We start from the raw sequence: 13,013 nt of genomic DNA on the forward strand, positions 1-13,013 counted from the left end.
ATTGCAGGATGGCGCGCATGGAACCCGTTGCCGGATTGCCGTCGTCGAGCGTGGCATCGAGTTGCAGTACGAACTGGCCGAGGATGTTCTTCGAGCAGATGATATAGCTGCCGTTCATGGTGCCGGTCATTGTCACAAACGTGGTGGTATTGCTCTGAATGCCGATCTGGCCGCCGTTCGCGTTCTTCGGCCAGTAATCGGCGCTCGCCGAGCAATCAACGGTCGTCGACCCCGGCGCCAAGCCGGCGAGTCGCACGTGCTGCCAGTACAGGCAGCTCTCGTCGTGTGGGTTGGTCGTGTCCCAAACGCCGTTGATCACGCCGTTGCCTACGTCAGCGAGGACCGGGGCCGTCGCTTTAATAGCGCCTGGGATGTGCGCTACAACGTTTACATCGTCGCCGGGCAGCGCTCTGAACTTGTCCTGGTAGCCATAGAGCTGGATCGGGATGTTGCGGAAGTCGGTCGCGTAACTCTTGACCTTCGCATTGTTGATCAATTCCTGGCCCTTGAGTACGCCCCCCAGCAGCAGACCGATGGCTCCCTTTCTGTCGTGGGGATGCCAAGTGTTTCAGTCGAAGTCAAGAGATAGCCCGCTGGCAGCGGGCTATCTTGTCGGAGACTGGCGGGCGCATCAGATGCCCATGCAGACGATGAAACTGTCCGCGGGGTTGGCCTGCACCGTGGTCGTGGTGGACGGAGCACCTCCGGCGCTGGTCGTCTGGATGGCGCGCATGGAGCCGGTTGCGGGATCGCCGTCGTCGAGTGTGGCATCGAGTTGCAATACATACTGGCCCAGTATGTTCGTCGAGCAGATGATATAGCTGCCATTCATCGTCCCGGTCATCGTGACGAAACCGGTGTTGCTCTGGATGCCGATCTGGCCGCCGTTCCCGTTCTTCGGCCAGTAGTCGGAGCTTGGCAAGCTGCAATCGACAGTTGCGGAACCGGGAGCCAGTCCGGCCAGTCGCACATGCTGCCAGAACAGGCAGGTCTCGTCCGAGTTGGTGGCCGAGTTCCAGACGCCGTTGATCATGCCGTTGCCTACCGTACCGGTCGGGGTAGCGGCAAGCGTAGCGGCCGGAAGATGAGTCACGACTTGTGCATCGTCGCCGGGCAACGCCTTGAACCTGTCCTGGTAGCCGTAGAGCATGATCGGGATGTTGTGAAAATCGGTCGCGTAGCGCTTGACCTTGGCGTTGTTGATCAATTCCTGTGCCTTCAGAACACCGCTCAGCAGCAGACCGATGATGACCAGTACGATCGCAATTTCGACCAGTGTGAATCCTTTATTATTATTCCGATGCGTCATGATTGCTCGTTTCATCGAGAGAAACTCTCGACAGGTACCCGTACGCCAGAACCGCGTTCAAAAAATAGCCCGCGCGAGGCGGGCTATTGGTCGGAAACTGACGAAAGTTAAGGTATTAAATGCTCATGCACACTGTAAAGCTGTCCGCAGGAGCAGCCTGTACTGCGGCCGTGGTGGACGGCGCTCCCGGGATGGCCGAGCAGCTTTCGTCCGTGTTGGTGGTCGTGTCCCAAACGCCGTTGATCACGCCGTTGCCTACCGTAGCGACGGCCGGTGTGGTCGCGAGCGTTGCAGTCGGGATATGCGTAACCACGAGTGCATCATCGCCGGGCAGCGCTCTGAACTTGTCCTGGTAGCCATAGAGCTGGATCGGGATGTTGCGGAAGTCGGTCGCGTAACTCTTGACCTTCGCATTGTTGATCAATTCCTGGCCCTTGAGTACGCCCCCCAGCAGCAGACCGATGATCATGATTGCTCCCTTTTGATCTCCCGGGGAATGCCCAGTGCCTCCTCTTACGCCAGAAGTGTGCCAGCGCCTCGTTGCGGTGATACGGGTGATTTATTGAGCGATCAGGGGACGCATGATAGGGTTGATGGAGCGTTTTGATGATGCGGTCATAATCTCGGGCGGCGCAAGAATTGAGTTAACGTATTGAACATAATGATTTTATCGGTAGACGATAACATCGTCACGGCGCATCTTTCGAAATTCCGCACGCGGAAAAGACTCGCAGGAATCGTTATATTTCCGTCGCGTACGTCGAGTTTTCGTCAAATCCAGCGCTGCCATTTTGACCCGGACCCAGGATGCGTCGACGGTACATCCGGCGTATTTTGCCCATCAAAAAGCCAGCGAACCAGGGCAGACGCCGGTTGCATCGATCGAACGCGCGGATAGTTTGGACGGGTGCGGTAAACTCTTGCCAAGGTTGAAACCCGAAAAATGAACGTCGAAGCGACCGCCCACACCCCGTTGCAACGCGCCATCGCCGCGATCCGACAGCAGCATTGGCTGTCGTTGACGCTTCTGGCCTTGCATTGCGCATTGACGCTCGAATTGAGCGATCCGCTGGCTCGCGCGCTGTTGCTCTCGCATTTTGGATTCTTCCTTCTATGGCAACCGCTCTGGCGCGGCGGACAGAAACTGTTCCCCGGACAGATGGGATTGATCATCGCCGCCGCCGTTCTGTTGATCGCGGCGGGCAGCTGGTGGTTGATGGCGTTATGGATATCGGTTCTGTTTTCCCTGATCGGCGGCAACGTTCCCGGCATCAAGAATTTTGGCCAGCGCGTCGTTTCCCTTCTCGCCGCGGTCTATCTGCTCTCGGTGCTGCTCACCTGGGTTGTTCCTCATTTATTTCCCGATCAGGTCTTTTCAGATATTTTCCAGGCGCTGGTGCGTTACGGGCTGGTGATTCCGGCGGTTGCGATCTTCTTCGTGCGTACCGAAAAATCGCAGACTGCGTCGGCCTATTCGGTGGATTTGTTCTACAGCCTGTTGCTGTTTCTCCTGGTCGTCGTGCTGGTGCTGGGAGCCTTCGTGATCAAGCAGGTCAGTCACGGCAATTACGTCATAGCGCTGGCGCAGGCGCTGATCGTTGCGGCGGGATTGCTGGTTGCGCTGTCGCTGTTGTGGGATCCGCGTGCCGGATTCGCCGGCATCGGGCAGTTGGTCACGCGCTATTTTCTCAGCATCGGCGTGCCGTTCGAGCGCTGGATGCACAGCCTTGCGGGGCTGGCGGATCGCGAGCGCGATCCGGACAAGTTCGTCATTGTGGCCGCTCACGAGATGGCGGGTTTGCCGTGGCTGTCTGGAATCAGCTGGCAATCGCGGACTTCCAAGGGGAATGCAGGGGAGATCACAAAATACCCGACCGCATTCACCTTTGGAGGATTGATCCTGACCCTTTACACCCGCTGGTCGCCGAGCCCCGCGCTGGTGCTGCACATCCGCCTTCTCGCGAGATTGTTGGGAGATTATTACGAAGCCAAGATGCGCGAGCAGGAGCAACGCCGCAACGCCTATGTTCAGGCGATTTACGAAACCGGCTCGCGGCTCACCCACGACGTCAAGAATCTGCTGCAGACGCTGCGTTCGTTGTGTGCCGCGGCGGAGACCAGCGACGAGAGCGATTCGGAAGCATTGCGGCTGTTGATGCAGCGGCAACTGCCGCAAATCACGCAGCGTCTGCAAATCACGCTCGACAAGCTCAATACGAAGCCGCAGATCGGCCAGGACAAGGCACCCGGCAAAGACTGGTGGCAGGACTTGCGGCAGCGCTTTGCCCACGAGCGCATAGAGTTCGAGGGCGGGCTATTGCCTGAAGAAAGCACGTTGCCCGCGGACCTGTTTGCGTCGGTCGCCGAGAATTTTTTGCAGAACGCGCTGGAAAAGCGAAAGTTGGAAAATAACTTGCGTATTCTGGTCAGGCTGCAATGGAGCGATGGATTTGCGTTGTCGGTCTGCGATGACGGATTGCCGGTTCCCGATTCGCTTGCTACGCGGTTGTTCAATTCCCCGGTGCAATCCAGTAGCGGTTTCGGCATTGGCATGTATCAGGTGGCCCGCTTTGCACGGGAGCAGGGTTACGAAGTCGCATTGTCGAGCAATCAGCAAGGGCGGGTTTGTTTCACGTTATCCCAATCCGCCTGAACAGGATGTCCCGCCGGTAGCAGAGAATCCCGATAAGCCTGCTCGCATTTCGGCCCTAGTCAGGCCAAATCCAAGCCAGGCCAAATCCGTAGCTACCATTGATGCTCCCGATTGCCTGTCTGACAAACGGCGGTCCATGTGCCGTGGACAAGCGTAATTTCGTTTACGAGCACGGAGCCGAAGTGAATCAATTCTTCCACCTTCATGGAGACGGCTTCCTGCGTCGGCCCCGTCACGATTTGCTTGCCCCCGATGATCGCAACCTTGCAGGCGCTGACGGGAGCCTTGGGATGTTCACAGCTGGCTATCCACTTGTCGCTGACTTGTGTTATCGGTGAAATGATTCGGGATCCGGCCTTCGCCAGTTTGTCCAATGCTTCTTCAACGCGCGATTTACTGTATCCGGAAACAATGAGATTTGCGCCCGCATCGAAAATCTGCGCGGGTTGGTTCTCGTCATGCAATTTGGACCTCGCATGTGCTGAGGGGAGATCAACCGCGCGCCAGGCGTCACCTCGTTGTGCCGGCTTAGAAGTTTCTTTCGCTACCGTACCCCGATCCCCACGAAAATCCATGATGACCGAGTACACCTCGTGTTCGCGCACATGTTTATCAGAGCGGGAACCTTCATGCGTGAACAGGTTGGCGTAGTCGTTTGACAGACGGGACGCCACTTCGTAGAAAGAGCGCGACACCAGAAGCTGGCCGGGTTCGGAAAAACTCATCACCCGCTGGGCGACGTTGATACCGTCGCCGATCATATTGGCCTGGCCGTTGATGTCCTTTACCAGGCGGACGGGACCGAGATTGACTCCCATCCGTACCGGTAAATCCGTGTTGTCGCGGATGGCGAGTGCAACGAAGAGGGCGTCTTCCGGGTCGCCGAGAAAGGCGATCGCCGCTCCATCGCCGGTATCGAGGATGACACGGTCGCGTGCAGCAACTGCGTCCAGTGCTTTGGAAAGCGTACGGTTGAACGATTGCTTCAGCTTGATCTGATCGGCAACCGTCTGCTTTGAGTACTCGACGATATCGAGAAACAGCACGCTGCAGACTACTGTACGACCGGAGCTTTCCATCATGGAAGCAGATTCGCCGCGATCATTCGGGTGAACAACGTCGTGGCGGGAATCCAGACCAGCACGTCGTCGAACTCATTGCCCGCGCCCGGCTGGCTGCGGATCCGGCTTACGAACGTGACGTCGTTATTGCTGTTTTCCACTTCGTCAGGGCACGCTGCGGTGCAGGTTCCCTGGTTCTTGCCTTTCGATACGACAACCGCAACGACATTCTGGGTCGATGTGCAGCCGGCACTTTGGCAGATGCGTATGTCCGGGGCGGTGGCGAGGGTAATGGGCGCGGCCGGGTTAGGGTTGGCGAAGGCCAAGGTGACGCGATACAAGAAAGGCTGTCCCCAGGCGTCCGTGGCGCCTATTCCCAACGTCGCCCAGGGCAAACTGCCTTGAGCGCTGCTACACGCGACTCCGGAAACGTTCTCGGCGCCATCGCCATCCGTATCCGGGCATGGGAGGCGCTTGTTAACGACGGCGAAACCGAGCAATGCGTCGCGCACGTCGTTCATCGTACGCGTTGTCTCGTCGTAATTACGCTGCTCCATCTGGGCGGACAGCGGCACCAGAACCGATCCGGCCAGGAGGGCGAGCACAAACAGCACGATCGCGACTTCCATAAGCGAGAAACCGGCTTGTGTCTTTGTCGCCATGAAGGAGAGAGTTGATTTCATTCAGGGCGTCAGCGCAAACGGCTGATCATTGAATGTGGCCGTGACGAGTTTGCTCTCGTAGATCAGATCGGAGACAGACGGGTTACCGTACGCATTGCCGTCGGCATCAAGATAATCCGAGAGGGTTGACGACGGATGGGTCTGTCCAGTCAGGGCTCCACCGGTCATGACGATCAGGGCGTTGACATTGTCGCTCGTGACTCCGGTAGTTCTGTTGCAAATGCTAAGGCATCCGTTCGCTCCCGGAGCGGGCGGCGTAGTAATGCACGGGGTCACCGCTAGAGTGCAGCTTCCCGCGCCGCCAGGCGTCAGGCCTGGAGCGGCCGCGTAGTAGATGACGTGATGCCAATTGTTGTTCATGATCCACGCAGGAAGCACGGGGGGACTAAAGGACGGAAGCGGGACTTTGATATGGAATGTCTGCGGTAGAACCAATAAGGGGGTCGTACCGACCGCGCGGATCAGTCCTTGAGCGGCTGCGTTCAGGGACAGGTTGAACTGCGCGGGGTCGCGGGTGAATCCGGGTCCGGTATATTGGATGGCGGGCTCCAGCACGGGATTTACCAGCAGTGCATTCCCGACATTGTTTGCGACTGCAGTTACCGTTATCGTCTGTCCCAGCAATGAGAGCAAAATCGGAACCGAACAATCCAGGAAGTTGCCGGCGACTACCGCACAAGACGGGATGCCGCCCAACGTGATGCCGCCGCTGACGGTGACGGTCGAGGCGACGGTATTCCAAGCGACAAAAGTCGGGTCTTGGGTTACCGGCAACAGGCCATCGTTCGTGGCCACTACGCCTTTGAAGTTTGAGGATGTCGGGTTGCTAAAAGGCGCGGCAAACGGATAGCGACCCCAGTCCGAATAGTACTTGTTGATGAGCGGGCGCAATTCATGCGCGGCTCGTTTCTCGACCAATCGGAAGATTTCCGCCGGCTTGATGGTGATCAGGCGATCGTTGAAGTTTGCCGACGCGTCACCCGTTACGAAAGCGGTGGTCGATGTCGCATTGGTGCCTTCGAGGTACTGTGATGCGGTATTCGCGTTGGCGGTCGTCCGGCTTTGGGCAAGGCCGCCGAGCGTAGGGCCCGGAGCAAAGACGATGGCAACGACATTTGTTTCGGGCGTGATGCCGGTAACCGCAAGTTGTCCGGGGGTATCGCTGTTGAGCGGCACGCTTCCATTGGCGTGGAAATCGTTGGACAACGCATACCAGAGTCTTTCGCCGCTGCCGTCGCGAAGGTCTGGAATACCAAGGGTGAGCCAAGGCAGGCGACCTACCAACGAAGTGCAATTGCTGCCGGCAGTATCTACGCCAATGTCGATCTGACCGTTGTTATTGGTGTCCGGACATGGCAGTTCGCCAGGACGATTGGGGTCGGTAGCGGCATAGGCGATTAAGGCTTCCTTGGCCTTTGCCAGTGCCGCCTCGGTTACGCGATCACTGCGCAACTTGGTTCCGAAACTACTGAGCAGTGTCACTGCCAGCGTGCCGGTTGCCAGCGCGATCATGACCAGCACTAAAATCAGCGAAATGCCGCGTTGTGTATCGAACCGCTGTCGGGACGCAATCATCCTGTGGGAAGCGAAGGCGCGCGAGCGCAGCTGGGCCATGGGCTGAGAAAATCACCGTTGCCCGGCAGAGCTGCCAGCAGCAGGGTTCCGTGTTGCCTGTGCTTCGTTTTCGACGTTCCCAGCGACACCAGGAACCGGCGAATCGGCTGCGTTTTTGGCTGGAGCAGCGGCTTCGCGCGGCCGCGGCGCATAGCTCTCGCGAACGACCCCGGTCCTGGTGTCCAGATGCTGGCCCACACGTATTTTCTTCGTGGCTGATCCCGGGACTTTCACGTGGGCGGAAGAAGGATCGGCAGTCGGCGTCGCGATAACATTGGCAGATGCTCCGCGATTCGATGGCCGTCCATTTACCCAGACCGTGCTTTCGCCGTCACTGCGCAAGACGACGCCGTTCAGGGTCACGGCTGCTGGGCCGCGCCGGATTGGCGCGGCGGTTGCATCGTTGAGTTTTTTGCCGGCATCGAGGCTGTTGCGTTGCGCGGGGGTAAAGAATAACCGTCCCATGGGTTCGGCCGCTTGCACCGACCTCCACGCGATCGCGGTCAGAAGCAGAAGGACAAAAAACAGACCCCGTGTCATTGCGCACTCTTTCCAGGATCGATCGTCACCCATGACAGATCGCACTGGGCGGTCAAGTTGGCCTGTCTCGGCAAAGGGGGTCCCTGTCGCGCGGCGCGGTCCAGTGAGCATCCAGTCAGCGCAAACAATCCCGGTTGTTGTGCGGAGAGGGCGTTGAACAGTCGCATCAGGTCGGCTTCGTGCAGCACGCCGAAGGAGAGCTTCATCTGCGAATGCTTGACCCGCTCGCTGACCGGGTTGTCCTTGGCGACGAATGGGAACGGCGCCTGTGCGGTCATCTGGTAATCCACACCGAACAAACCGGCCTGTGCATTCGCTATGCGGAGGCTTTCCACCCAGTTGAGGCGTTGTTCGGCACCGACAAAGCCGATCTTTTCAAGCTGACGATAGGCCTGAATGTAGTGCATCACGGTTTCACGCTCGTCGCCGGAGCGCCGATAGCGGGTTCGCGCTTCCTGAAGGGCAGTCAACTGATCGCGGTATTGCCTCTCGGATTGCGTGCGCTGGTTCGATGTGAACGCTACCATCGCGAAAGACGCGACGACGGCGATCGTCAGCGCAATCGCCGGCATCTTCATCGCACCGAAGTCTTTCGATGACAGCTTCATCTAGGCCCCGTTCCTGAACACGACGGCGATCTCGAACTGGGCTGTTTCCTTTCCCGGGAGAGCCGCCGTACTGCCGTTCAATCCTGACTCGGATCGCACATCGAGAGGCAATTTCAGCGCCTTGACCTCGGCGACGGCGTTGTCTTGCGCTATCCGTTGCAAGAAGTTGTTGATGGCGTTCATTGCCGCGCGATAGTCGCCTTCGAAACGGGTGACTTCTCCGTACACGACACCACTCTGGATGAGCTTGCCGGGTTCTGTCGGCAAAGTCTGAGTCGGCTTCATACCGGGTTTGGATGCCAGCGAATCGCCGTAGTGCCACTCGATGCGCTGAAGCTGGATGTCGGGCGAAGCATCGAGCGCATGGCTGACGATCGAGAACATCGTCTCCGGCGTGCGCAGTCCGGTCCGAATCTGCTCTGCAATTTCGACCGTGTGGCGCAGGTTGTCGGCGGTCGTGGGTGCATCCGGGAATTCCGCCGTGACTTGCTGATATTTGACCTGATAGTCCCGGGTCTGCTGTTGTACGGCAAGGGCATTCTGGTCTATGCCCATTGCCTGGTAGACGTTCGCGCCGCTCCATATCACGGCGCCGACCAGTGTCGCTCCCGAGGCGGCGTATACCCACCTCCCGGCGGCGAAGCGCTGGTACGTGCGCGTGAGGTGGGGCGGGGCGAGATTGAGCGTCGGCGCCTGCTCGCCGAGGAGGTGAAGGTGCAGGACGTCGGTCGACGCTTCAAGATCCGCGACGGGAATGCCGAAACGCGAGTGAATGTCTTTGATGTCCAAATACTGACATTGCACGTTCGGACGACCCCGCATGATCGCCGAAGGCAAGCTCGACAACGACCCGTTCTGGTCGAGAATGACGATTTCCAAAGTGTCATCGACGTGCGTAACGGTGAGCGCATCCAGATACATCCGGGTATTGCCGATTTCATCCGCGTAGTGCTGATCGGCTGCATCGGCGGCGCCACGCAACGGCGTCAACCGGCTGATTCGAAATTTCAGATTCTTGAAAAAGGTTTGCCGCAGGCCGGCATTGTCCTTGGTGATGATCAGCAGATTGGGATGTTTCAGTTTCAGGCGATCGATCAGGGAAACGCTGACCAGAGCCAATGGATAGATTCCGGATACGGGCAGGCCTGCGGCTTCGATTGCGCGCAGCCAGGGAATGAGCAGATCCGGATTTGTCAGCGCCGCGAAAAGGTAGCGGTCGTCGCGGCGCTTGCCAGTCTCCCTTTCTTGCAGTGCATAAGAGTAATACGGCGTGGCGCGGTAAAGCTGTTTGAGTTTGCGGCCGACCATTTCCGTCCGGTCGCGACCGCGGATGTGCGGTAGCGTTTCGAAACGGAAATCTTCCTCAACGGTATCCACGATGATGTGGATCGGCAGGCCATGGGCACCGCGAAGAAAATTGCCGAAGGCGATCCAGCCTCCCTCGTTATTCTCGAAACGCGTGCATGACAGCAGGCGGCGCCGGCGCCAGACGGCAACCGTGGCCTGGTCGTTCGATACGCAGAGCAGGAGTTTGGCCGCCATCGCGCTAGAGTTTCAGTTTTCCGATGACATCGTACACCGGCGTCAATACCGAGAACAGGATCAGCGCCAGCATGCCACCGAGGACCAGCGTCAGCGTTGGTTCAAGCAGCTTCAAAGCCTTGTCGACCGAATCCCGCACGTCGCGGTTGTAGAAATAAGTTACATTCATCAGCGCAGTATCCAGCGCGCCCGTGGTTTCTCCCACCCTGAGCATCCGGATCACCAGTGGAGGAAACATGCCCAGATTCTGGAACGCTTCAGACATGCTTTCGCCGGCGTTGATCTGCTGTCCCGCGCGTTGCAGGCCATCCGCGATCACGCGGTTTGCGACAATGTCCTCGCTTGTCTTTACGGCCTCCAGAATGGTGATGCCCGAGCGATACATCAGTGCAAAAAAATTGGCGAAGCGGGCGAGAATGATCTTTTGCAGAATCTCCCCTGTGACGGGCAAATGCAGGATCGCGTAGTCGAACAGGTAGCGGGACCGCGGTCTGGTGCGAACCATGAAAGTGATGACGACCGCGGTTATGATCGGTAAGACCAGGAGCACGGGCCACCACGTGGCGGTGAAGTTCGACAGCCAGATCAGTATCCGTGTCTGAATCGGCAATGCCAGCCCCATGGTTTTCAACAATTGGGTGACCTGCGGGACGAGATACAAGAGCAGAAAGACCATTACACCCGTGACGACGACGAAGACCAGCGACGGATAGACCAGCAAGCGCCTGGTCTGGGAAATCAATTCATCCTGCCATTTGAGTGTAGCCCCTAGATTCTCGAATACTTCGGTCAAAGTGCCGGAAAGTTCGCCGGCCCGTATCAGACTGACGAATACGGTATTGAAGACGCGCGGAAATCCGCCGAGCGCCTGAGACAGCGTCTTGCCGCCTTCGATATCTTCGAGTACCGATGTCAGGATTTCGCGGAAGCGCGGATTCTCCATGCCTTCGCGCAAATCGCGCAGGCCCTCGATCAACGGAATGCCGGCGCGTGTAACCTGCTCCAGATCGAAGCAGAAAGTGATCAGGTCCTGGCGCTTAATGCTGCCGCCGGAAATCGACGGACCCTGACTGCGCACCGGCCGTGCGATGATGAGGTCGAGCCCCATTTTTTTCAGGCGCAACTCGAGGTCCACCTCGTTCGCTGCGTCGAGTTTGCCGCGTGCCGGGCGTCCGGTCCGATCGATTGCCTTGTACTGATATGCGGCCATTGGTTGCCTGGGTGTGCTCTAACCGTTTACGTTGCGAATGCCCTCGTGGCATGCGCACTGTTGCTGATGTTGCGCTCTATCTGGCACGACCTGTCAGGTCGATGGCGCGAGCTACCTCCGCCAGGCTCGTCGTGCCTTCCACTACACGCGCCACGCCTTCCTCGGCTAGCGAACGGAAGTTCTTGGCAAAGGCAGTCTCGCGCATTTCTCTCGGGCTTGCGCGTCGCGCGACAAGTTCGTCGAGGTCGGCGTCCATATGCAGGATCTCCATGACCGTGGTGCGGCCGCGGTAGCCTCGATTGTTGCAACGATTGCATCCCACGGGCCGGAAAACCTTGAATTCTCCGTCGATCTCATGCCCGAGAAGCTGTCGTTCTTCCACGGAGGGCGTATAGGCTTCCTTGCAGTAGGCGCAGAGCACCCGGACCAGTCGTTGCGCGATGATGCCGATAATGTTGCCGGCCATGATGTCGGGCGCGATGCCGATGTCCAGCAACCGCGGAAAGGCGCCGAGCGCCGAATTGGTGTGCAGGGTTGTAAATACCTGATGGCCGGTCATGGCTGCACGGAATGCCATTTCGGCGGTTTCACGATCGCGGACTTCGCCTACGAGAATGATGTCCGGGTCCTGGCGCATGATCGAGCGAATGCCGTTGGCAAAATCTATCTTTGCCATTTCGGAGACAGAAGTCTGCCGCATCATCGCCACCGGATATTCAACCGGATCCTCCAGTGTCATGATGTTCACGGATTCGACGTTGAGCTTGGCGAGCAGTGAATAAAGCGTCGTTGTCTTGCCGCTCCCGGTCGGGCCTGTCAAAACCAGAATGCCTTCAGGGCGGGCGAGCATGAGGTTCAGTTTCGCCATCACCGGCTTGGGCAGCTTCATATGCTCCAGACTGATGATCGATTTTTCGCGGTCGAGTACGCGCAGTACGATGTTCTCGCCCCAGATCGTGGGCTGAGAGGACACGCGGAAATCCACCGGCCGCCCGTTGAGGTTGAGCGAAAGACGCCCGTCCTGCGGCGCGCGCGTTTCGGCTATGTTCATTCCGCTGATGACTTTGATCCTGACGGCGATGCCCGGCCAGTAGTTTTTGTGCAGGCTGCGTATCTGTTCCAGTACGCCGTCGATGCGGTAGCGGATACGCAGAAAGGCGAATTCCGGCTCGAAGTGAATGTCCGAAGCGCCGCGCTTGACAGCATCGACCAGCAGCGCACCGACCAGCCGGACGATCGGCTGGGTGTACTCGTCCAAACCCGCTTGCTGCAGGCTCTGATAATCGATTTCGCCGGTTTCGATCTCCCGCAGGATGCCGTCGACGGAAAGCTCGTGGCCGTAGAATTGGTCGATGAATTCGTCGAGCTGCGCCTGACCGGCGAGCACCGTCTTCATCTGGATGTTGTGTCCAAGCGTGGCACGCAACTGATCCAAAGCGACGACGTTGAACACTTCGGTGATCGCCACTATCAGCAGATTCTGATCGGCGTCATAGGCGATTGGAAGCAGGCGATGACGCCGGGCAAACTCCTGCGGAACCAGTTTGAGCGCTTCGGCGTCCACCAGCACTTGGGAAAGATCGATACTTTCCTGGCCGATGGTCCGCGCCATGATGTCGCGGATGACCGCTTCGGTGACGAATCCGAGTCTGACCAGAAGCCGCCCGATCGGCATGTTCTGGGATTTCTGCTCGGTGAGCGCGATGCGCAACTGATCGTGGGTGATCAGGCCCTGCTGAACCAGCAACTCTCCCAGACGAAGCTTCTTGCGCTGCTCGGACATCGGCGCTAGC

At 58.4% G+C, this 13,013-nt stretch carries 12 protein-coding genes; 1 reads left to right on the top strand and 11 read right to left on the bottom strand.

What is annotated here, in order from left to right; translation table 11 throughout:
• From HY067_06405 to HY067_06415, 3 genes are all read right to left on the bottom strand, one after another.
• On the bottom strand, nucleotides 1-496 hold a 496-nt coding region (locus HY067_06405), incomplete at its 3' end, for a prepilin-type cleavage/methylation domain-containing protein (GenBank protein ID MBI3527585.1).
• A gap of 135 nt (nucleotides 497-631) precedes the next feature.
• A complete protein-coding gene (locus tag HY067_06410; protein MBI3527586.1) occupies nucleotides 632-1,309 on the bottom strand; it encodes a prepilin-type N-terminal cleavage/methylation domain-containing protein in 678 nt (225 codons plus the stop codon).
• Between the two features lie 115 nt (nucleotides 1,310-1,424).
• On the bottom strand, nucleotides 1,425-1,778 hold the full coding sequence (locus tag HY067_06415) for a hypothetical protein (GenBank protein MBI3527587.1): 354 nt from the start codon (nucleotides 1,776-1,778) through the stop codon (nucleotides 1,425-1,427).
• 474 nt (nucleotides 1,779-2,252) lie between these two features.
• Between HY067_06415 and HY067_06420 the strand changes: the two genes are divergently transcribed.
• Entirely contained in the window at nucleotides 2,253-3,962 is a 1,710-nt protein-coding gene (locus HY067_06420) for a HAMP domain-containing histidine kinase (GenBank protein MBI3527588.1), read from the top strand.
• Between the two features lie 92 nt (nucleotides 3,963-4,054).
• Here the strand turns inward: HY067_06420 and HY067_06425 are convergent, their stop codons facing one another.
• From HY067_06425 to HY067_06460, 8 genes are all read right to left on the bottom strand, one after another.
• Nucleotides 4,055-5,044 carry a hypothetical protein gene (locus tag HY067_06425; GenBank protein MBI3527589.1) on the bottom strand — a complete coding sequence of 330 codons (990 nt, stop codon included), beginning with the start codon at nucleotides 5,042-5,044 and terminating at the stop codon, nucleotides 4,055-4,057.
• Nucleotides 5,041-5,685, bottom strand: coding sequence for a type II secretion system protein (locus HY067_06430; protein MBI3527590.1), 645 nt, complete (start codon nucleotides 5,683-5,685; stop codon nucleotides 5,041-5,043). The genes HY067_06425 and HY067_06430 overlap by 4 nt, the downstream gene beginning before the upstream one ends.
• Before the next feature lie 21 nt (nucleotides 5,686-5,706).
• Nucleotides 5,707-7,320 (bottom strand): hypothetical protein, encoded by a 1,614-nt coding sequence (locus tag HY067_06435; GenBank protein MBI3527591.1) that lies wholly within the window; start codon nucleotides 7,318-7,320, stop codon nucleotides 5,707-5,709.
• Nucleotides 7,321-7,332: 12 nt separating this feature from the next.
• Nucleotides 7,333-7,893 (bottom strand): hypothetical protein, encoded by a 561-nt coding sequence (locus HY067_06440; protein ID MBI3527592.1) that lies wholly within the window; start codon nucleotides 7,891-7,893, stop codon nucleotides 7,333-7,335.
• Nucleotides 7,857-8,468 (bottom strand): hypothetical protein, encoded by a 612-nt coding sequence (locus tag HY067_06445; protein MBI3527593.1) that lies wholly within the window; start codon nucleotides 8,466-8,468, stop codon nucleotides 7,857-7,859. Before HY067_06445 ends, HY067_06440 begins: the two co-directional genes overlap by 37 nt.
• Nucleotides 8,469-10,010: a hypothetical protein gene (locus tag HY067_06450; protein MBI3527594.1), complete on the bottom strand. Its 1,542-nt coding sequence runs from the start codon at nucleotides 10,008-10,010 to the stop codon at nucleotides 8,469-8,471.
• Nucleotides 10,011-10,014: 4 nt separating this feature from the next.
• Complete coding sequence (locus HY067_06455; protein MBI3527595.1) at nucleotides 10,015-11,220, bottom strand: type II secretion system F family protein; 1,206 nt, start codon at nucleotides 11,218-11,220, stop codon at nucleotides 10,015-10,017.
• Between the two features lie 76 nt (nucleotides 11,221-11,296).
• A complete protein-coding gene (locus tag HY067_06460) occupies nucleotides 11,297-13,003 on the bottom strand; it encodes a type II/IV secretion system protein (GenBank protein ID MBI3527596.1) in 1,707 nt (568 codons plus the stop codon).
• Between the last annotated feature and the right edge of the window lie 10 nt (nucleotides 13,004-13,013).

The organism is Betaproteobacteria bacterium (assembly GCA_016194905.1).
In the GTDB taxonomy this organism is placed as follows: domain Bacteria; phylum Pseudomonadota; class Gammaproteobacteria; order Burkholderiales; family JACQAP01; genus JACQAP01.